The 21,941-nt window shown below is 37.8% G+C and carries 16 protein-coding genes; 3 read left to right on the top strand and 13 right to left on the bottom strand.

What is annotated here, in order from left to right; translation table 11 throughout:
* Positions 1 to 663 precede the first annotated feature (663 nt).
* The 10 genes from QA601_11840 to QA601_11795 all read right to left on the bottom strand — a co-directional run bounded on the left by QA601_11840 (position 664) and on the right by QA601_11795 (position 12,879).
* On the bottom strand, positions 664 to 2,547 hold the full coding sequence (locus QA601_11840; GenBank protein MDG5815773.1) for a nucleoside-diphosphate sugar epimerase/dehydratase: 1,884 nt from the start codon (positions 2,545 to 2,547) through the stop codon (positions 664 to 666).
* A gap of 98 nt (positions 2,548 to 2,645) precedes the next feature.
* Positions 2,646 to 3,800, bottom strand: coding sequence for an aminotransferase class I/II-fold pyridoxal phosphate-dependent enzyme (locus QA601_11835; protein MDG5815772.1), 1,155 nt, complete (start codon positions 3,798 to 3,800; stop codon positions 2,646 to 2,648).
* Positions 3,801 to 3,866: 66 nt separating this feature from the next.
* Positions 3,867 to 5,027, bottom strand: coding sequence for a glycosyltransferase family 4 protein (locus QA601_11830; GenBank protein ID MDG5815771.1), 1,161 nt, complete (start codon positions 5,025 to 5,027; stop codon positions 3,867 to 3,869).
* An 11-nt stretch (positions 5,028 to 5,038) separates the two neighbouring features.
* Positions 5,039 to 6,181 carry a glycosyltransferase family 4 protein gene (locus QA601_11825; GenBank protein MDG5815770.1) on the bottom strand — a complete coding sequence of 381 codons (1,143 nt, stop codon included), beginning with the start codon at positions 6,179 to 6,181 and terminating at the stop codon, positions 5,039 to 5,041.
* 49 nt (positions 6,182 to 6,230) lie between these two features.
* Complete coding sequence (locus QA601_11820; protein ID MDG5815769.1) at positions 6,231 to 7,556, bottom strand: polysaccharide pyruvyl transferase family protein; 1,326 nt, start codon at positions 7,554 to 7,556, stop codon at positions 6,231 to 6,233.
* 41 nt (positions 7,557 to 7,597) lie between these two features.
* Positions 7,598 to 8,947: a hypothetical protein gene (locus QA601_11815; GenBank protein MDG5815768.1), complete on the bottom strand. Its 1,350-nt coding sequence runs from the start codon at positions 8,945 to 8,947 to the stop codon at positions 7,598 to 7,600.
* Between the two features lie 3 nt (positions 8,948 to 8,950).
* Positions 8,951 to 10,030: a glycosyltransferase family 4 protein gene (locus QA601_11810; GenBank protein ID MDG5815767.1), complete on the bottom strand. Its 1,080-nt coding sequence runs from the start codon at positions 10,028 to 10,030 to the stop codon at positions 8,951 to 8,953.
* Positions 10,031 to 10,074: 44 nt separating this feature from the next.
* Positions 10,075 to 10,836 carry a class I SAM-dependent methyltransferase gene (locus tag QA601_11805; protein MDG5815766.1) on the bottom strand — a complete coding sequence of 254 codons (762 nt, stop codon included), beginning with the start codon at positions 10,834 to 10,836 and terminating at the stop codon, positions 10,075 to 10,077.
* On the bottom strand, positions 10,833 to 12,131 hold the full coding sequence (locus QA601_11800; protein MDG5815765.1) for an oligosaccharide flippase family protein: 1,299 nt from the start codon (positions 12,129 to 12,131) through the stop codon (positions 10,833 to 10,835). The genes QA601_11805 and QA601_11800 overlap by 4 nt, the downstream gene beginning before the upstream one ends.
* A gap of 112 nt (positions 12,132 to 12,243) precedes the next feature.
* Positions 12,244 to 12,879: an ElyC/SanA/YdcF family protein gene (locus tag QA601_11795; protein MDG5815764.1), complete on the bottom strand. Its 636-nt coding sequence runs from the start codon at positions 12,877 to 12,879 to the stop codon at positions 12,244 to 12,246.
* Positions 12,880 to 13,522: 643 nt separating this feature from the next.
* Between QA601_11795 and QA601_11790 the strand changes: the two genes are divergently transcribed.
* The 3 genes from QA601_11790 to QA601_11780 all read left to right on the top strand — a co-directional run bounded on the left by QA601_11790 (position 13,523) and on the right by QA601_11780 (position 18,241).
* Positions 13,523 to 14,677, top strand: a complete 1,155-nt coding sequence (locus tag QA601_11790) for a glycosyltransferase family 4 protein (protein MDG5815763.1) — start codon at positions 13,523 to 13,525, stop codon at positions 14,675 to 14,677.
* Positions 14,678 to 14,880: 203 nt separating this feature from the next.
* Positions 14,881 to 16,662, top strand: coding sequence for a DUF4912 domain-containing protein (locus QA601_11785; GenBank protein ID MDG5815762.1), 1,782 nt, complete (start codon positions 14,881 to 14,883; stop codon positions 16,660 to 16,662).
* The gene (locus QA601_11780; GenBank protein MDG5815761.1) at positions 16,655 to 18,241 is read left to right on the top strand and encodes a DUF1957 domain-containing protein; all 1,587 of its coding nucleotides are present in this window, start codon (positions 16,655 to 16,657) and stop codon (positions 18,239 to 18,241) included. The genes QA601_11785 and QA601_11780 overlap by 8 nt, the downstream gene beginning before the upstream one ends.
* A 3-nt stretch (positions 18,242 to 18,244) precedes the next feature.
* Here QA601_11780 and QA601_11775 read toward each other — a convergent pair whose 3' ends face one another.
* From QA601_11775 to QA601_11765, 3 genes are all read right to left on the bottom strand, one after another.
* Positions 18,245 to 19,054 (bottom strand): hypothetical protein, encoded by an 810-nt coding sequence (locus QA601_11775; GenBank protein MDG5815760.1) that lies wholly within the window; start codon positions 19,052 to 19,054, stop codon positions 18,245 to 18,247.
* A 621-nt stretch (positions 19,055 to 19,675) separates the two neighbouring features.
* Positions 19,676 to 20,518, bottom strand: coding sequence for an acyl-ACP--UDP-N-acetylglucosamine O-acyltransferase (gene lpxA, locus QA601_11770; GenBank protein ID MDG5815759.1), 843 nt, complete (start codon positions 20,516 to 20,518; stop codon positions 19,676 to 19,678).
* 46 nt (positions 20,519 to 20,564) lie between these two features.
* Complete coding sequence (locus QA601_11765; protein MDG5815758.1) at positions 20,565 to 21,938, bottom strand: bifunctional UDP-3-O-[3-hydroxymyristoyl] N-acetylglucosamine deacetylase/3-hydroxyacyl-ACP dehydratase; 1,374 nt, start codon at positions 21,936 to 21,938, stop codon at positions 20,565 to 20,567.
* Positions 21,939 to 21,941: the final 3 nt, after the last annotated feature.

Raw genomic sequence — 21,941 nt, 5'->3', positions numbered from 1 at the left:
GAGCCGAGACGAGTTGCGGGTTTAAAATGAGTTTTTTCATAGGCTGAAACGCCCCTCGGCTACGCTCGGGGAACTGCTTAAGGCAACCTTCGACGCACGCTCAGGGCATGCTCGAAGAACTGCTTAAGTGCATTGTCCATAATACCCAGCTGAGGTGTGGATTCATTCCTTCATTCCTTCATTCCTTCATTCCAAACTCCAAACTCCAAACTCCAAATTCCAAATTCCAAATTCCTAATTTTCCCTTTCCTCCCGCGATTATAGCCCAAGGGTCCCCCCAAACGGATCCTTTCACGCTTTCACCATTGACGCCCGGGGGTGACCCAATCCATTGCCTTTAGCCCCATAAAATTCCTTCCTATTCACCTCCCAATATTTACCTCTGTTTTTCAATAGCTATGAGCTGTGATCATTGATTCGGTAGTAGAGAGAGATAGGCTGTTAAAACAGGTCCGTTATCGCAAACGAAGTATTGTAAGGCGACCGTCGATTTGATCTGCGAGATAGGTGGGTTTGCCCGTACTGTCTTCGCGAATGCCCCCCGGAGGAACGATTACCGCACTTCGAGGCCGCTATTTCTGATATTTTGCTATAAGAAATAGATAAATGAGAGCATTTTAAGCACATCTGAGATGGGCGGACTTGTTCAGGACAGTGTACAGTTTACGTAAAAATCCTTTCAACGAACTCATCATAGCTTGGGCCCTCCATTTCAGGGATCATCTTTTTTATATCCCGATATACAGAAGGTACATTAGCCAATTCTACATTGCTTTTCAATTCGTGAATAAATTTTTCTACCAGTTCGGGATCATGTCCATTTCTTTTCTGCAATCTTATTTTATCGAATTTTGTCGGTAGCAGATCCTCTTGTTCAGCAAGAAGAACTTCCTCGATCTTTTCTCCATCCCGCATCCCAGTATATACGATATCGATATCTTCACCAGTTTTCAGACCCGAAAGTTCAATAAGGTTTTTTGCCAAATCTACTATTTTTACTGGATTTCCCATGTCCAGCATAAAAATCGCTTTTGATTCATTAAGTGTTGAAGCTTGCAGTACCAGCTGTACCGCTTCTGGGATAGACATAAAATAACGTTTTGTTTCCGGACTGGTTACGGTAACAGGTCCGCCTTCACGGATCTGTTTTTTAAAGAGCGGAATAACTGATCCACTTGAGCCTAAAACATTGCCGAATCTAACGACGTTAAACAAAGTACCTGAAGGATTCCTTTCCAGAACCACTCGTTCAGCAAGTCGCTTTGAAATACCCATTATACCTTTGGGGTGAACCGCTTTATCAGTTGATATCATTACAAACTGCTTTACTCCAAAACGCTCAGCCATCGAAGCCAGATGCGCCGTTGCAAGTACATTATTTTTCAGACATCCAAGAGGGTTCCACTCCATCAAGTGCACATGCTTATATGCCGCGGCGTGATAGATGTAATCGGGAGGGTAGCGCCGAAAAAGCATCTCCATAAATCCAGTTTCAAGAAGATTACCGACAACCGTGTGAATCGAAATACCCGGATGGCGAGTTTTTAACCCCTGATCTACATGGTAGGCGCTCATTTCACTTGCGTCTAAAAGAATTATTCTAGCCGGACTATACGCCGCGACCTGATAGGCGATCTCCGAGCCAATGGATCCACCCGCGCCAGTAATCAAAACAGTCTTACCCGCTAACTGTTTTCTTACATGTGTATCATTAAGTTTTATATCCGGACGGGAAAGCAGGTCTTCTATTGACACATCTCTAATCTGATTCACTAAAAGTTTTCCGCTCATGATATCAAGCATTGATGGCACTATCTTAAAATTTAGACCCCAATCATTTACTTTTGATGCAGAAATAATCTCCTTCACCAGTTTATTAGTCGCTTCCGGAATAGCGATAAATATCTCATGTACCCGGTGCCTTTTAACTGCCTGACGAATGGATGTTATATCACCCAGTACTTTAATGCCCTGAATTCTTTTACCGTGCAGAGTCTTATCCCTATCGATAAAACCCACTGGTACGTAATCTTTGCGTTTAGCAGTTTTAAGCGTTTTCACCACTTCATTTCCCGCAGTACCAGCCCCAACTATCAATACATTTTTAGCAGTATCACTTCTGGGATAAAAAGACTCACGGAATATTCTGATTGCAAAACGAGTCCCCCCGTTAAGAATGATAAAAAGAGCAAAATTCAATACATAGATAGATCGGGGATACCCCTTAAATTCTCCACTAATAATTATTACGAACATAAATACCAATGATGCTATCGCTGATGTTTTTACAATGTCCTTTAAATCATCCACACTCACATATCGCCATATACCCTGAAAGAGATTAAAAAAACCAGAGCAAAGCATAAACACAACTATACTGATGGGTAAGGAATAAAAGAACAATAATGGGTAATTATCGTGTCCAAGTGAGAAGTCAAATCTTAGCAGAAATGAAAAAAGAAGCGCTCCGGAAGCGAAAAACAGATGAAGTACCACTATCAATGGTAATCGGTATTTTATAAGTGTATAATTTAAAACAGCCAACATAATTAAATACCTGCATAGTAAAAGGGTAAATGCTGCTTTTACAAAGAGTTGTGAATTACAATGGTATAATGATTGGCAAAAACTGGCAAGAAAAAAATTTAGTTATGAAGGGAACTGCTATTGTGCGAACGTGAAACTTCTTTTATCGTTTCTATTACCCTCGTTAGATCTTCATCGTTTATCGCTGTACCTGAAGGAAGGCATAAACCAGAGTTGAATAGGCTCTCAGAAACCCCGCTTATAAAACACCCGGCGTGTTTGAATACCGGTTGAAGGTGCATCGGTTTCCATAATGGTCGTGATTCGATGTTTTCATTTTCAAGAGCCAGGCGTAATGTTTCACAACTAAAACGTGCAAGCTGAGGATCGATACTAATACAGCTTAACCATTTATTGGAACGTCCCCACTGAGGATCGGGCATAAAAGAAATCCCCTTAATAGCAGCCAAAGTTTCTTTATACTTCTTAAATATCTCTCTTTTTCGGGAAACTCTTTTCTCTATTACAGAAAGCTGTCCTCTTCCAATTGCAGCACAAATATTACTCATTCGGTAATTATATCCCACTTCCCAATGTTCATAGTAGGGTTTTGGCTCACGAGCCTGTGTTGATAAGTATCGGGCTTTTTCAATCTTTTCTTTGCTTGCCCCTATAAGCATTCCACCACCACTGGTAGTTATAATTTTATTCCCGTTAAATGAAAATAGCCCAAAGTCTCCTATAGTAGCAGTATGGTTGTCTTCATAATAACTACCCAATGATTCCGCTGCATCTTCGATCAAAGACACTTTATAATGCTCACAAACTGATTTAATTTCTTTCATTGAAGCACTCTGTCCATAAAGATGAACAACGATAACAGCCCCTGGTTTTTTTCCTTTTTTTATTCTCTCTTCAATCGCTGTTTTTAGTAGTTTGGGATCCATATTCCACGATTCAGTTTCACTGTCAATGAAAATTGGTTGCGCACCAAGATAGCTGATGGGAAAAGCTGAACCAGCAAAGGTAAACGTTGAGCAAAAAACTTCATCACCTTTTTTCACGCCCGATAAAAGCAGCGCAAGATGAAGAGCTGCTGTTCCTGAAGAGAGCGCAACCGCATAGTTTGCTCCGGTATAGTCACACATCTCTTTTTCAAACAAATCGATATGAGGCCCAACAGGAGCGATCCAGTTTGAAGAAAATGCTTCGTTTATAAACTCGAGTTCCTTGCCACTCATGTGGGGAGGTGAAAGGTATATTCTTTTGCTCATGAAATTGTGATTTTTTCGCTAAACGGTGGATAAACAAAGCCACTACCAAAACGTCTTAATAATTTTTTACAACTCATTCAAAAATCCCATTTTTTCTAATATTACTCTATTAACATTTTTAACATCGTATCTTTCAACAGCATACTTTCTGCTTTCACGGCCCATTTCTTTTACCAGTTGTGGATTAGTTGATAAAAATACTATTGCCTCAATCAGAGCGTTAACATTTTTTACAGGTATTATGATTCCATTTTTCCCAATCTTTAATTGGCCAATCATTCTACAACCCTTAACATTGATCGTCTCTTTGCATCCGGGCGCATCCGTAGTGATAATCGCTCTTCCGATTGCCATAGCTTCCAAAACTGTTCTAGGTGTACCTTCACGATATGATGGCAAGACGTACACATCACAATCTGAATAAGCCTTTTTAACATTATCCAAGACACCTAAATAGTTAATTATACCGTTTTGGGTAAGGGAAAGTAACTCTTTTTCTTTCATTGCAGTTGGATTGGGATCAAGTCCACCAGCCAAATCAAATTTTATTGTATTATCATTTATGAATGTTTTAGCTGCATTTATATATTCATATATACCTTTATCTTTTAAAAGTCTTGCTATCATTAAAAATCGAATAGAATTCGATTTTTTTGTTTCCTTTGAATAGTTGAAATCATTAATATCTATGCCTATACCATTTAATAATTTTGTTTTTTTCGATGATACTATTTTCCTTCGTACAAATAAATCCAAATCATCAGGATTTAAGAAAAATACCATCTTACTCTTTACCAGACTTACTTTATATAGTACCTTAGCAACGATCGAAGAAATGAATTGTTTCAGTGATTCTATTGGCATAAATGTATATCCTAATCCTTCAATCATAGAATACACTTTACATTTTCTGGTAAAAACAGATGCAATATTACCCCATATAATTGGTTTAATGGTATAGGTTAAAACAATATCAGGTTTAATTTCATTAATAATTCCATGTAACTGGATTAGTAATTTTAAATCCCTTAAAGGGCTAATACTTGCTCGTTCACAGCTAATTGGTATATAGTTAACACCCCAGCTGATTAACTCTTTAGTAATTTCATGTTTTGGCTCACCAGCACAAGCCCAAACTTCTTCTCCCATATTTATGAATTCCCAAATAAGTTCTTTTCGAAAATTAATCAGAGACTTGGATACTCCACCTATTAATAAAATTTTCAATTATTAAACCTCTATTTATTTGTGGCAATTTCAGTTAACTCTTTTACTTTTTTATAAAATTTGACTCTCCTCAATGATAATTGTGCTGTGCTATATTCACATGCTTTGGTTAGGTTTTCCCTGGAAATTACATTTAATCGTTCTCTGTCATTTATCACTTCAATTATTTTATCTGCAAGTTTAGCAGCATTCCCTGGTTGAACTAATTCTTCTTTGTTTAACAGTTCAGGAACACCTCCAACATCTGTACCAATACAAGGTAATCCACGAGCCATTGCTTCAATCAAAACTCTTGGTAATCCTTCGGTAAAAGAAGGCAAAACAAATAAATCTGCAGAATCTAGTGCATCGTAAATATCTTTTCCCGATCTAAGTTGACCAGTCAACCTAACTTTCCCAGAAAGACCAACCTTTTGAATATATTGTTCCAGTTGACTTTTATACTTACCATCCCCTACAATTATGAGTTCTAAATCACATCCCTTTTCTTGGCAAATAACGAGAGAATCTAATAAGATGTTATGCCCTTTATGCATTTGTGACATAGAACCTATGGTAATAAGAGTTTTTACATTGCTATTAAATTTTTTAGGTTTTTTTAATATAGAATACTCAGGTAAACTTATACTGGAGTAATGTGTAGAATATGCCTTTTCGTTGTGAGGATATCGTTTCTGAAGAGTAGATTTTGTCACATAAGATGCTGCAATTGCATTTCTACATAATTTACGCAAATTGTGTCTTGTCCAATATCTTATAATTGGTCTTACGGGGTGGTTGATTACTCCTGGTGCGAATACATCATACGGATCGCCCACAACCTCAACAGCATAAGGATGCCTATGTTTTTTTAGAACATTATATGCAACATATCCCAAAACCCCAGGAACTCTTAATATATATACGGCATTGCCAATATAACTATTCTCAATTGTGCGAATTATTTTGGTATAGTTTTTAAGAAATTCTTTGGGACCAGTATAAGGTGAAACTGGCAAAAATGTAACACCCTTGCCCTCAACAGGATTAAGCATACGAGTGCAGCCAGTTTCATTAAAAAGCCTTCCTATCACTATGACATTGTTAAAAACTTCTAAATATCTTTGCCAAAATTTTTTGTAAGTCAAATGTGTAGAACATGGTTTACCATTCATGTTAATAAACCTGCCTTGTATCGTGACAATACATGTATTTGCTTCTTTGTCAATGCAAACTTTCTTTGATGGCTTTATACATGTCGCACTTTTTTTGTTCAACATTCTGCATCCATTCTTTTAACCGAATTTTGATAATTTCTGAGTTATTGATCATATTATCAAACATTTTACAAATTTCTGTAGCGTTTACCTTATCAATTCCAATTGTATACTCTTGAAAACCAATATCCATCATAATTCCGGTACCTTTGTTTCCACCATATGAAACGGCTATCGATGGAACAATTTCGCTCTGTGAAAATATTACAGAGTGAAATCGAGTCCCTACCAAGTAGTCCATGCAACAATACAGGTCTTTAATATCTAAACAATCTCCAACAACATCAACATAACTATAATTAATAGTAGTCAAATTATTTATAACTTTTTTTAACGCGATTCTGTCATCTTCATGTTTGTTTGGGCCAGTTACATGAGCGATAAACACTGGATGCATACCATTTTTATCTATGTGTCGTGCAAGCTCAGCAAATGAACAGATGTATTTACGATAAAGCTCATTTGTATTATTATTTCCAGAAAACCGATATGGCCTTAAAGTTAGCCCGACACACACCTTTTCATTCACTGGAATTTTATAACGGTTGCATATTACGTTTCCATTTTCCTTCGATGCACCAGGAAGCGTATAAGCCATATCTGGATAACAATCAACTTTTTTACTTAGTAAATCTGACATAAACTGCTTCGAAATATTTTCTCTGGCACTCACAAACTCACATTTCGATAGAATTTTTTTAACAAGGTATCGTATTATGAACGGTCCTTTTAAGGGGCCGAATGAGTTAGGTAGTATAATTACTTTCTTACCTAATTTTTTTGCCAAGTATAAATAATACATTTGATACCAGATATAATATACAGCTCTAAATTCACCATAAGAGTGTATAAACCCACCACCTTTTACTACGATGAGGTCAGTATTTAAAAATTCAGTGTAGGTGGCATATTGTTCTGATGACAATATTTTTTTACATATTTTTTTATGTCGTGCCAACACATAAAGCATATAACTGTGAACGAAATCGATTAAACTATTACCTACCAATCTCAAAATGGTTATTTTACTTTCCTTAATATAATCTTCATTTTCTTTGAATCTTCTTGGATTTTTTAATATACCTGTTATAACATTGAGACCGTGTTTGATTGACTGTTGGTTGGATGCAGAGCTAGATGAACTTGAAATAATTGCTATTTCATCACAACCTAAAACATCTCTTATCAAACTTGCAGCTTGCCAAACCAAGGCTTGATCACCTCGGTTATAATCATTACAATTGGGTACTATAATCGCTTTTTTTACTTTCATACATGTGAACCATTTTGTTAAACATAGAGTATTACATATATTTATATTTTTGCATTATTAATTTTTACTTCTCTAATTCCCTGCCACATTGCAAAAACCGCAAGTAGCATAATAGAAAGAGCATTCCGTGCCATTAAATACTGTACTTTAGCATCAATCATGATAATAGTCAAAACTATTATGCCTGTAGTGAAAGCAACTTTAGGCATTGAGATTCTATATTTAAAGGCGACAAACAATTCTTGCAAAACAATTATATACATAATAATAGTCATAATGAATCCTAGATTGTGCAAATTTAAAACAATTCCATTATCAGCAGGTATATAGTACTCATCCCTCCTCCTGCCACTCCCACCCTTTCCATATATAAAATTATCGACACTATTTGGAATAAAATACATGTTAATAATTGTCCGGACTGTACTTTCCGCAGTAGTATTAGTCCTATTATTGTATTGAATTTCATATCCTGTGTTAGATAAAAACATATTAGCAGTACGAGCGATTGATGTATTCTCTACTCTTTCCGTAAAATTTGGAAGTATTTTTATCACAACAAAAAAGGTTACAATCACTGTTATACCCATTATTGATACAAAACTTTTTTTAATTTGACTGAAAGTTAATTTTTTGGTTCTTCCTATATTACTTTTTAATACAGCAGATCTCTTTTTTTCCTTATTTTTATTCACCCATAAAAGTAATATTACAGTACTGTGAAAAGCTAAAACAACAAATCCTGTGGCACCCGATAAAGCCATTGAAAATAAACTTATCAGTACTACCAGTGCTTTTAGAAAAATATTATTCTTTTCTATAAATGCGGGCATTAAAACAATACCTAAAACCTGAATACCTGAAGTTGCATCCCACGATGAAGTCAATCCGCTAATTCTACTGCCCTGTATCATAGACTGATATTGCCAACCAGTAGGCTCAATACGCCGTATATGAAATACTACAAATTCATTTACTGGTGGGATTAAAAACATAAGTACTATCAAAGCACCGTGAAATACAATACATAACCAAATGTCCCTGAGAATTTTTTCAGAGGCGTGACTTTCATAATTTTTTACATATAATGCTACGAGTGCACCAACTCCAGCTGTATTTATAACGCATCTTAAAAATCGAAGTGTTTGGTAAGTATCTGTTATCCCTCTTACACTTCTTAACAATGTAACATATAGAGCGATTGTGAAAAATAGTATTATATATATAGTAATTCTTTTTATTGGTAACACACCTAATGACTTGTATGAATTTGTTATAAGAGCTAATAAAACAATTACAAAACTAAAAAAAGCTAATGAGTCATACACTCCAGCAATTTTTGGAGAATATATTAGTAAAAACATCAATATACATAAACATTTGGCTATCATATTTTAATCTATTAGGTCCAAAATTTTTTCACATCGTATATCATATGAGTACATCTCGTGGACATCCCGTTTAGCCTGCATCCCCAATCGTTTTGCGAGCCCAATATCGCACTTAAGCCTAGTAATGGCATTTGCCCACTCCTGAACATCATCATGTTTTACCAATAAGGCATTGTGCTGGTCTTTCAGTACTTCTTTTAAAACAGGAACGTCCGATGCAATAATAGCCTTACCGGCCGCCATATATTCAAAAAGCTTAATTGGTGATGTATACGAGCCGATATCTGCTCCATTGGGTAAAATTATTTCTGGCTGATTCGGCAATAATGCTATGCTGAATTTAGTAAAAAATGCAGGAACATGTTTGGGTTTTACTCGACCATATAATTTCAAATTGTCTGGAGTTTTATTACATTTATTGTATTCTTCATGAAATCTTTTATTATTTATTCCCGCTACATGTATTTTTGCATCCTTTTTTTTTAAGGCAAGTGGAGCTACAATTTCAAATAACCCTTTACCGCGAAAGCAGCTTCCCACATAACCGCATTCTAAATTTTCAGTAAATTGAGTACCTTCAAATCTTTTTGGATTAACTGGGTCGGGTAAAACAGTAACGTTGTTTAAGGTGTCTCCAAAATTATAATGTTGGGATAACTTATGTGTTATACATATAATTGTAATGGTATATTTGGTATTTAATAATGTTCTTATTTTTTTCTCATCACATAGGCTATGTACTTCAAGAATAGTCCTTATATTATTACTTGTTGTTACGATCGCTGTTTCTACATCTCTTGTAAATACTATTGATTCTTTAGTTTTAGCCATTTTTATCAGATATTTATAATATAGCCCATAAATCATCGGTTTTCGTGTGCTTTTGAACTTGACATTTCCTAAGCCATAATAATTGTTTATTGAGTACAATTGAGTTGCTAACCGCCACGGTTTCCAATCGCAGTAGAGCAGAACCTCACAACCCATGCCGCCAAATGATTGGCATGTTTGAACGATATTTATACTCGAGGCACTTGGAAATGGAACTGGAGCTCTTGTTGCATATATAATCGAACGTTTCACAGAATTATCCTTAATTATTAATAATTAACGCTAAAAGGGTGGTGTCATATAACGGTATCTGACCTTTTTAGAGTTGCGATTAAACGATGACCTTTATCCTTATCGGTAATTAAATAGTTTCTCCATATATTTCTCCATACAGCCCTCATTATGAATTTTACTTCTAAACAAAAAAATGGATTGCTAACCAATCGTGTAATTACTCCAATCCACCATGGTTTACTATATACATATTCAGCAGTTTCTATTTCTAACCCAGTTTCGCTCTGTTGTAATTGCTGCTTTAAAAGCTCTAATGTATAGTGTCGGTAGTGTTTTTTATTAACAGGAATGACCGTTGTAGGAACAGATATAATAACACGACCATTATCTACCACTTTGTCTGCTAAAACATGTATAAATTCTGTAACCGACTCGTCAGGTATATGTTCAAGTACCTCAATAGCCACAACTAATTCAAATTTACCTTTTATCGATTTTGCATCTCGATCATAAAATTGACAATCAGGCCAAAAAGCTTTTGCGAAGGCAATAGCTTTTGAAGATAGATCACATCCCACACGTTGAGAAATACTGGATGGCAAATTACCAATCACATATCCATCACCACAACCTATATCAAGAACTGAATTAGGGTTCATATCTTTAATTTTTTTATTTAAATACTTCTGATAACAAAGGTATTCAATACCCCAGCACAAACTCCTAACTACTGTTGGTGTGCCATCCTGTTTAAAATAAGGTATATAATGATAGGGAAATTTATACTGACTTTCTTGCATTTGAAATTTCGTGTTTTCTGTCATTTAAACACTGCTTTCTTTTTAAAACATTTTCTAATTGCCATTGCCTGAAAAAATGACCATGATACATAGAATAGAATATAGGCCAAAGCTGCTCCTTGCAATCCACAACTCCTCGTGAATACAAATACAAAAATTATATACAGCAATGTGTTTATAACCAATATGTATAGTGATGTTTTTGCCCTTCCAAATGATAACAACGTTGGGTGAAATGCGAATGTAACCATACTCAATAATGTCCCAACTAAATACAGTTGTGCTGAAGTAAATATTTCCCTGTATTCTTCATCTAACAAAAGGACAATCACATATTCTCCAAAGAAGCTAAATAAAATTAACACTACAACTGAAATTACACCCACAAATTTCATTGGCTTAATTATTAAGTTTTTCAAATCCAAAAATCTTCTGGAGCTAACACACCGTGTTAAATCCGGATAGATCGCCTGGTACATAGGACCAGTTAAACTCCCCACTGCGGAACCAATTGATTTAACTATCTTGTATAAGCCTGCTCCATTATACCCTAAAACTATTCCTACAATTATGATATCTAATTCCTTTAAACCCAATTTTACCGAAGAGTGTATATTTGTAGTCCATAAAAATTCCCATATACCTTTATGTTTTTCTGAAATCTTTCTAATACTAATACTTCTATGAATAACCCTATGATAGTGCTTTAGCATCAATTCTCTATAAGCTAACATTACCGTAATAATATTCCCAATTATTTCTACAGCAGCCAATATGATTACATATGTCCATAGGCCAGCCCCTGTTGAAAAAGCTACGGCAACTCCAAATAATTTTATAACTGCTGATAGCACATTCTGAAACGCAATATATTTAAACTTATCAAAAATTCTCAATATAGCGATTGGAGTCCCGTTAATATGGAATATGATCGTGAAACTGTAAATAACAGCCATAAAGATAAATTCTTTATCCAGCAGCCCCCACATAGCCAATACATTTATAGATATTATTGCTATAAGTGTCCCTGCAACAGCTGTTACAATATCTAAAGCAAATCCGAATTTAACGAGATATTTAAATTTTTCATTGTCGTTTTCATTTAAACAATCCGTGCCGTATTTAACTATCGCTTGCCAACTTTGAAAATTAACTAGTCTATCGATTATGTGTACATAAGTTATTATGTAAATTAATAAACCAAATTGCTCTGTCCCCAATGAGCGAGCAATCAATGCAATTGACACCAAACCTAATAATGAAGTACTTAAATTACCACAAAGCAAAACGGAAGAATTTTTTAATAGGCGCTGTAACATTTTTTTCTTTGTACCCGTTTGATCATGCAATTACTAAATACTTTATATCTATTTTCTGGGTTCACAATCTACCTACTGATCTTTTTGCAATTATTTCACTCTTTATTTGTGCTCATTTAAAAACAGGATTAGCAACTACCAAAAAATAATACACGATCTTTAATAGCTCTGAACCCACCCTTTCTGTTATTTTCGATTCTTTCCACCATTCTGAATATTTTTCCCTTTTATTCCTTACACTCCCCCCTTCTATGGGTACATATTTAAAACGTACTCTCCTATCCATTTCCCCTCTTATTACTCTTTTTACCATAAACGAAATTCTTCTCATGTGGTAGGGTGAGGAGACAAGTAAAACTGTTCCATCCTCCAAAGCTTCTCGTTCCAGAAATTTTTTAAGATAATATACCTCCTCAATAGTGCTTTGGCACTTTTCGGCAATTCTGATATTGCTATTTGTTGCCTCTTCCCCCAACCTTCGCTTTAATCGTTCGGCATCTCTTTTGGCACACACCAGTTGCCCTTCAGGATATCGCTCCAGAAGGATAGTTGCATAATCAATCCTCTCGAAATCTCCAGTAAACACAAATATCACATCCGCACAATCCGGCAAAGGATCACTCACAATCAACCAATTTCCAATATCTCTATACAGTGAAAATATCAACATACCGAGCAGAAACAGTGCTGATGCAGCCCATAAAAGTACACTTTTAATGCCGCTTTTCTTATGTTTGTTTTCTTTCATATTCCAGTCTTTGGGAACTGTTTTCTTTTAAAATCTTCTCATTATTTTTTCTGCTCCTATTTCACTCTTTTTCTTTCGGGACTTTGGTGGTCAAACAGACCCTTTTTTTGGAACAGAATAAGATTGTACCATAATTTGAACACCAATACAAGCAGATTGTTTGTTGCATTTCAAGTAGTTAGGTCAATAGTCCTCCTAAAGCCTCATACGAAGTTTCTATGGTATGTAGACTGAAGTTTTTTCAATTTTAAAAAGAATCGTTACTTAGCTCAAAATTTTTTAAGTGTGATCTTTTGGCTTTATCGGCACACTTTTTGCAAACTCCTCTAATTCCCGCAAAAAGGACACAACGCCTCTTTTCGGGTAGATGCCCAGTAAATAGGTTTTAAGAAATAATCATTGAGATACAATCATTAACATCGCCCCCAAAGAAATAGGTTTAAGGTGTCTTTTTTCATTTTAGGAAACTTTTTCGCAAAACAGTAAGGAGAACCAGCAAAAAAGGATAGGATTTGGTGTGTTTACTTTGAGGTTCCCTTTTGGTGCACGGTCGGAAACGGGCTCCTTATATGTGGGAATATTATAGAATTACGTAAAAAGAAGTTAAATAGAACATCATACTTAAAGAGGAGGTTTTTCGATTATGCGTATCGCGATGCTTGCCTGGGAGTCCCTTCATTCTGTTGCTTTGGGTGGTGTTGCAGTCCATGTTACTGAATTAGCTGCAGCACTGGAAAGAAAAGGACATGAAATTCATGTATTTACCAGAATGAGATGGCATGATGACTGGCAATACAGTGTCATTCATGGGGTACACTATCACAGAATACCCTATGCCGGTGATGCTGATATAGTTACGGATGTTAACAATATGTGTCGCTCCTTTGTGGATGCACTGTTTGGAGTAGAAGATTATATGGGAGCACACTTTGATGTTGTGCACGCTCACGACTGGATGACCAGCAATGCAATGGCCTGGATCAAACAGGGGCGGGAAAGAAAAGGGATAATTACCGTACATTCAACGGAATATGGCAGGTGTGGCAACAACTTTTACGATGGACCCTCAGCAACCATTATGGACCATGAGCGTAACGGGACCTATTGCGCCGACAAAGTGATCACAGTATCTAATCTGCTAAAAAACGAGGTTCAATGGATTTATAACGTACCAGACTGGAAAACCCATGTAGTAGCAAACGGTATATCCTACCATGATTTTAATGGATGGATAGACCCCGGGGCCGTAAAAGGCAAATATGGTATAGGTCCTCTTGACCCCACGGTTCTCTTTGTGGGCAGAATGACTACCCAAAAGGGGCCCGATCTGCTGGTACAATCTATCCCTCATGTGCTTCACTACCATCCCAATGCCAAATTCATCCTATCAGGAAACGGCGATATGAGAGGGCATGTCGAGCATATGGCACATAGCTTAGGTGTTGCACATGCATGCAGATTTTTTGGAGTACTGCCAAGAAATGAAGTTATCGATCTTTACAGAGCCTGCGATTGTGTGTCTGTTCCAAGCAGAAACGAACCCTTTGGTCTTGTAGTCCTTGAAGCCTGGGCTGCAGGCAAACCGGTAGTAGCAACTCACAATGGAACAGAATTTGTCTGGCACGATGTCAATGGGTTTAAAGTATTTGACAATCCTGAATCGATTGCCTGGGGGATCGGGACTCTCTTTTCCAATTTTGAACACGCAAGGTGGATGGGCAATAACGGAAGGGCAGCTGTTGAAAATTCCTTTTCCTGGGATCTTATCGCAGACCATACTCTTGGCGTATACAAGTAAAACATCTCTTTTGGGACCTGAGCAAACTGCTCAGGTCCAAAAAGGAAACGTATGAACTAATTCTCTACCCAAAAAAATCCTCCCCAAGTTTTTTTCGCAATCAGCAGCGTTTTTTAATGTTTATAATTGGTTCAAAAGTTGCTCTACTTTCCAAAACGTCTAATTAATTAAAAAGTATACAAATAAGTTAAGGAGTAAAACTTATGACCCTCAGCTCACTTAAGTGCAGCTCAACGATTCATGAATTTATAAATGGGGTAACAGAGCCCCCCTATCCAACCCCAAAGCTTGTTGATGACGCCCAGGTTTTCTCTGCCCAATCGCTTCGCGATTTAAGCTGGGAGGTTGGAGTTCGTTTTCCTGATGCGTTTCGTGAAGAAAGGGTATCATTACTTGCTATATACCCCCATCTTGGCTTCATTCATTGGCATATTAATGAAAACACAATTGAACGACTGAAAAACCAATTTAGCGCGCAATTCAAACAAACTGCGAAGTTAATCATACGGGTATATGATATCACCAACATCAATTTTAACGGTTTTAATGCAAATCGACAGTTTGATATAGATATACATTCCCTTACGGGATCTTACTATTTAAATGTCAATAATTTTGAATGCAATCTTATGGTAGAAATAGGCTTCCTTTTTGAAGACTTAAGCTTTATAGCATGTAAAAGATCAAACACTATGTACTTTGATCGTCCACGTCGATCTTCCTGCCTGAAAACATCCGGGCTTTATGTAAATCAAGCTTTTACCCGCATGTTTACGGTAGAAAATGTAGCATGTGCTTCAGTTTTTGACAGAATGAGCCAACTACTTGGTAAAATAGGCGACACACCTCTTTCAATAGCTGTTTTTCTTAATGAACAGGCTATCACCGGGGCACAGAAGGAACGCCCAATAACCCACTTTCTGGAAAACGTATTACAGAAATGTAAATCAATGGGAGTGTATCCTCAACTTTTTGCCCCCACGAAGCAGGAAATATCAAAATCTGTTCACCTGCCCCTTATACAAAGAGTGAAGCATAGCTCTTCAGGTATGGTATCCAGATTCAAAGCCGCTCACAAAAAAACTCCCTTTGACTGCATTCAGTGTCATGATTGGTATAGTGCTCCCGCAGCAATAAATACATTGGCTACAGAATTTTTACCCCTGGTTTCAGTGATGCATTCAACAGAGTCTCAGCGCTCAGCAGATATGGAAAATGAGCTTTCAGAGTGCATTAAAGGCTGGGAAAAGAAAATTGTCGATTCAGCTCAAAGTGTTCTTGCACCAAATGAATCAACTCGTGAGATTATAGTGCGTGATTATGGGAAAACCCCCGACGGGCTCTCAATTGTGCCTGATACTCTCAATGCATCGCCCGATAGAGGACGAAATGCGGATTATATCCGTTGTAGATACGGCTTGTCTGATCAAAAACCGGTGATACTTTTTTCCGGAGAAATTGCATTTCATAACGGTGCAGACCTCCTTATGGATTCTATACCCAGTGTGTGTAATGAATTTTCACAGGGCCAATATGTTTTTGCCGGGGAAGGCTCAATGAAATCAGATCTTGAGCATAGAGCCTGGCAAACGGGAGTAAGTGACAGGTGCAGATTTCTGGGTGACGTTCCATCTGATATTTTCCCTCAACTTTTAAGTGCCTGTGATATTTTGATAATTCCTGCAAGAACCCCACAAAACACCGCGCTTGCTGAGCTTGGGCTAAAACTAGGTAAACCCGTTATAACTACCCATCAAGCAGGACTCCAAATCGTTCGACATGGAATAAACGGACTACTTGTTTATGATAACATTGGTTCAGTGACCTGGGGGCTGAAGGAGATGTTAGCCAACCCTTTAAGCGTACTTCGTTCCTCTGTAATGGATGATTCAACCTTACTTCGTACAACAGAATGCATTGCGGCAATGTACATAACACAATGGGCACTCGCAGCTCTTTACCAAAAGGGGAAATATAATGAATAAAGGATATTTAGCTTTGGTGCTTCATGCACATCTTCCCTATGTGCGCCACCCGGAATACGATTCATTTCTTGAAGAACGTTGGTTTTTTGAAGCAATGACTGGCACGTATATACCTATTATTAAGGCTCTCAGTCGTCTAAGTGCAGAAAAGGTACCTTTTGAGCTAACCATTTCCCTTTCACCCACCCTTTTATGTATGATGGAGGATGAGATACTCCAGACAAGATATCAAAAACATCTCACCAAACTAATAGAACTCTCCGAAAAAGAACAAGTTCGCAACAGCCATCACGGTCACCTTCACTGGTTAGCATCAACTTATCGTGATTCATTTATAGAAGCAAAAGAGATATTTAACTCCTATGGTGGTCGTTTAACTCAGGCTTTTTTGGAATTTCACAACAAAGGATCTCTGCGCCTCATTACCACCTCCGCAACCCATGCAGTGCTTCCGCTACTAATGTCAGAACCTAAGGCCATAAAGGCTCAGGTAAACACAGGTATAACTACCTTTGAAAACATCTTCGGGTTTACGCCCCAGGGTTTCTGGCTACCGGAATGCGCTTATGTTCCTGGCATTGAAGAGCACCTTAGAGATGTAGGGATACGGTACTTTTTCCTGGAAAATCATGGAATAGATCATGCAAATGTACTTCCGCTCTATGGAGTTTACGCACCTCTTTTCACCCCTTGTGGTGTAGCTGCCTTTGGCAGAGACCAGGCAAGTACCGAAGAGGTTTGGTCTGCACAAAAGGGTTTTCCGGGGGATCCTGAATATCGGGAATTCTACCGCGATATAGGCCACGAATTGGACATCGAATATATAAAACCCTATATTGAAGACAGTGTAAGAGTCGATACAGGTATAAAGTATTGGAAAATTACTGGTCCAAGATCGGAGAAAGATTTTTATAACCCCTATCTGGCTCGGGAACGTGCCGCGCACCATGCAACAGTTTATATGAATAAAAGAATAAAGCAGATAGAGTATCTGGCAGAAACAATGGGTAAAGAACCAATAGTGGTGGCAACATTCGATGCAGAGTTATTTGGTCACTGGTGGTATGAGGGGCCCCAATGGTTAGACTTCCTAATCAGAAAAATTGCATACGATCAATCCTCCATTTCTCTTGTATCCCCGGACACCTATCTCGATATACACCCCGTACACCAATACGGCACGCCATCAATGTCGAGTTGGGGGCACAGAGGGTACTTTGAAGTTTGGTGCAACGGCAAAACAGATTGGATACTTACCCACATTAATGAATGCACCCGAAGGATGAGTATTCTTGGAGAGAAATGTGGTTTTGCCCCTCCTCCTCTGATACATAAAGCTCTTAACCAATGTGTGCGCGAACTTCTACTGGCACAAAGTTCAGATTGGCCATTTATTATCACCAACGCCACATCGGAAAAATACGCTGCAAGACGGGTCAGAGACCATGTGAGCAGATTTCACTACCTGGCCGATGCGATCGAAACCGGGCAGGTCAATGAAACAGAGCTACAGAAACTTGAACATCTGGATTCGGCTTTCCCGGAAGCCGATTACAAACTATTTATGGCTGGTAGCTAGAACCTACCCTACCAGCCTTAAAATCCCCTGACGTGCGGTATTTGCATGAAGAATCATAGATAGTGCTGCTTGTTGTCTTATGTCGTGCGTTACCATCCGACTAAGTTCCTCAACATCATTAATGGCACCTATTGTTGACTCATACGCTTGTCCATTTTCAACCTTAGAATTCACTAAATCGATTTGGGAACCTACAGATCTTAAAAAGCCACTTGTTCTTGCTAAGTAAGATAAGGCATTCCCCATCTGCTCATCCAAAGCAGCCATAGCTTCCTCTTCCCCACCTGCAGGAGATATGTGGAGCATAGAAGTGTCAACCATATGCTCTGAACCGTACTCTATAGTAAGAGTTTTGCTCAAATCATTTGGATCCAGCATCACACTTGTAATAACCTCTGAATCCTGAACCAATCGCCTCCCTTCAAAAGTAGTATTTTCCTTAATCATATCGATATTTACAAGTATGTTGGAAAATTCAAGTTCATACATTTTTTTTTCTGTCGAAGTCGTGGAATCAAGATGATACAGCTCTGTCACCTCTTTTAAACGAGTGAAAGAATCAACTATTTCTGTCGCGGCACTTTCAGCAACATTAAGCACTGCAGTTGCTCTTGTAAGATTTCGGGTAACTTCACTAAACCCTTTGCGGTCCAGCCGTATTTGCTGCATACGCATAAACTCTGCAACCCCATCCTTTGGTTGTTCAAAACTTTTTCCCGAAGAGAGTTTTTGTAATGATGAGGATAATGCGGATTTTGAAGTAGTATAATGAGTGCCAAGACGGGCAACTGTAAGATTAAGGGCATTAAACATGCAACACCTCCCTTGTTTATTACGACATCCTGTCCCCCCAAAGCGGCTTCCCCTTCCGCTTCGAGAGCGATCTTTTAAACGACCATGTATCTTCCCCATTCAATTAATCGGCATATTTTGATTAATCTTTAATTTTATTTTTTCATTTTTATAGAACCCTAAGGTAGATTATTTGCCCATTACAAACCTACTTTTCCATAATACACAAAGAAGTGTACCGTAGCAAAGACATCTGTTACCAATACTACCTTTAGAAATAAACGTCAGTTAGCAGTCCCTAAAAGAAATACAAACAATATACGTAACAGAATTTACTCATTGAAGCAACAGGGGCAAGTGGAGACATTATAGATACTAAAACGGGGAGAAAAAGGGTACTGGTTAAATAGTTAATAACAGTACCAGTGTGACAATTAGAAAAGCATACCTAAATAAAATAGATTTTTACAGCATAATTTAGTTTAGGGAGCTGTAAGTAAATTGCATTCTTTGTAGCTCCGAGGGGGAGATACTCGAAGTAGCCATACTATTGAAGGAGAGATTTGTGCTCAAACAGGACCCAAAGTGCAGCAGGTTAAAAGTAGAAGTCTTATTAAATAAATATAAAAGAAACTACATTGATTACATATCTTTTCCCATACGCATAATCCCACGCTGACTCTTTTTTACAAAGTCAACAATAAACATAACATCTTTATTATCCTTGTATTCCTCTTGTAGTTTTTCAATTGCAGCATTAAGCGATAGTTCCATTCTAAAGAGTATTTTATAAGCCTTTTTTATGTGTTTAATCTGCTCCTGAGAATAGCCCCTTCTCTCCAAACCAACTGAGTTTATCCCTGCAATTCTTGTGGGATCAGCCCCAACCAGTGCATAAGGTACAACGTCAGTAAAGGGGCGTGCAACAGATGCAACCATAGCATAATCCCCAATGCGTGTAAACTGATGAATTGGAACGATTCCCCCAATGGTAACATGATTTCCCACCTCTACATGACCAGCCATTGCAAGCCCGTTTGAGATGGTTACATCATTACCTATTACACAATCATGAGCAATATGACAATACGCCATTATCCAACAATCTGAACCTATTCTGGTTTCCATAGATTCAGTAGTACCACGGTTAACTGTCACAAATTCTCTTATGAGTGTATTATCGCCTATTATGGTAAAAGTCTTTTCCCCCGCGTATTTTTTATCTTGGGGTTCAAGACCAATACTGGCACCTTTAAAGATTTTACATTTATTCCCGATTCTTGTACCATTACCAATCACCACATGAGGCCCTATTGTGCTTTCAGCGCCAATAACCACATCGCTTTCGATAACAGTATAGGGGCCAATTGTTACATTTTCCCCAATTTGCGCCCCGGGTTCTATAATAGCAGTAGGGTGAATACCTGATTTCTTATTTAGTGTAAATTCGCTAAAACTGCCACATCCGTTTCCATCACATCCCATAGTTATACCTTTTTTTCACCCTGTTATTTCAATATACTGTTTTGCATTATTTCCCGAACATCGCAAGACCCTTGGCCTCACAGACTAATTTGTTATCTACGTAACATTTTCCTTCAAATTTACCTGTTCCTCGTCTAAACTGAAGCATATCAACTTCTATGCGCAGCACATCTCCAGGTCGTACCATACCTCTGAAACGGGCATTATCTACCCCCATGAACAGTACCTTAGCATCAGGATCCGGTACAGCTCCTTTTTTATATAATCCCATGATGCCTGCAGCCTGAGCAATAGCCTCGACTTGAAGCACCCCTGGCATAATAGGATTACCAGGAAAGTGTCCCTGAAAAAAGGGTTCATTGAAGGAAACATTTTTAACTGCTACAATACGTTTACCGGTTTCAACCTCAAGTACCTTATCAACCATAAGAAACGGATATCGATGAGGCAAAATTTTTAATATATCATCGTGGTTTAACTGCCCGTTATCATCTAATGTTACTGCTTTAGCTTTCTTTTTCAAATGTGATCTGATTCTTTTAGCCATCTCTATGTTTGCGGCATGTCCTGTGCGTGCTGCAAGGATATGTGCATTAAGAGGCTTACCTAAAAGATAAAGATCGCCAATAAGATCAAGTGCCTTATGTCGACAAGGTTCATTGTAAAATCTTAAAGTGGTATTGTTTAAGAAACCATTTTCACCAGCTTTGATAGGACCTTGATAGTTAAAAAGCTTACGCATATAATCAACATGATCACTTGTTAAGTCAACATCCTGTACCACAAGCGCGCTGTCCAGCGATCCACCCTTTATAAGGTTCTTTTCCCTGAGTTTTTCTATTTCGGAAAGAAAGCAGAAAGTACGGGCCGGTGCAAAGTCTTTTACGTAATCATCCAAAGTAAAAAGAGTAGTGTATTGCGCTCCCAGGGCTGGATAGTTATAATCGATTTCAAGAGTTACTCTAAAGTGATCCAGTGGAAAAACACCCAGGGCCACATCCCCTTTCACATACATTAAAGGTTCATCTATCGAAAGATATTCCCTTTCTTCTTTTTGCTCAACCAACCCAGCTTTCTTAACCAGTTCAACATAGGGCATCGCACTTCCATCCATAAGAGGAATTTCCTGCGCACCAACTTCTACCCGGCAATTATCAACACCAAGACCAGCAAAGCAAGACATGACATGCTCTATTGAATATACCTTTACTCCATCTTTACCGATTGTGGTACCTCTTGCGAGGTCAACAACATAGTCGATATCAGCAGGTATTTCGGGCTTACTTTCCAGATCAGACCTGACAAACCGTATTCCGTAATTCTCGGGTGCAGGGTTGAGTGAAACTTTAGTTGAAACACCAGTGTGAAGGCCTGTACCTGTTAATGATATACTTTTTCCAATTGTATGCTGAAGGGCCATCTT

This window comes from Chitinispirillales bacterium ANBcel5 (assembly GCA_029688955.1).
GTDB lineage: Bacteria > Fibrobacterota > Chitinivibrionia > Chitinivibrionales > Chitinispirillaceae > Cellulosispirillum > Cellulosispirillum alkaliphilum.
Note: the sequence above shows the minus strand (reverse complement) of the source record. Positions and strands in the feature narration are given on the sequence as shown.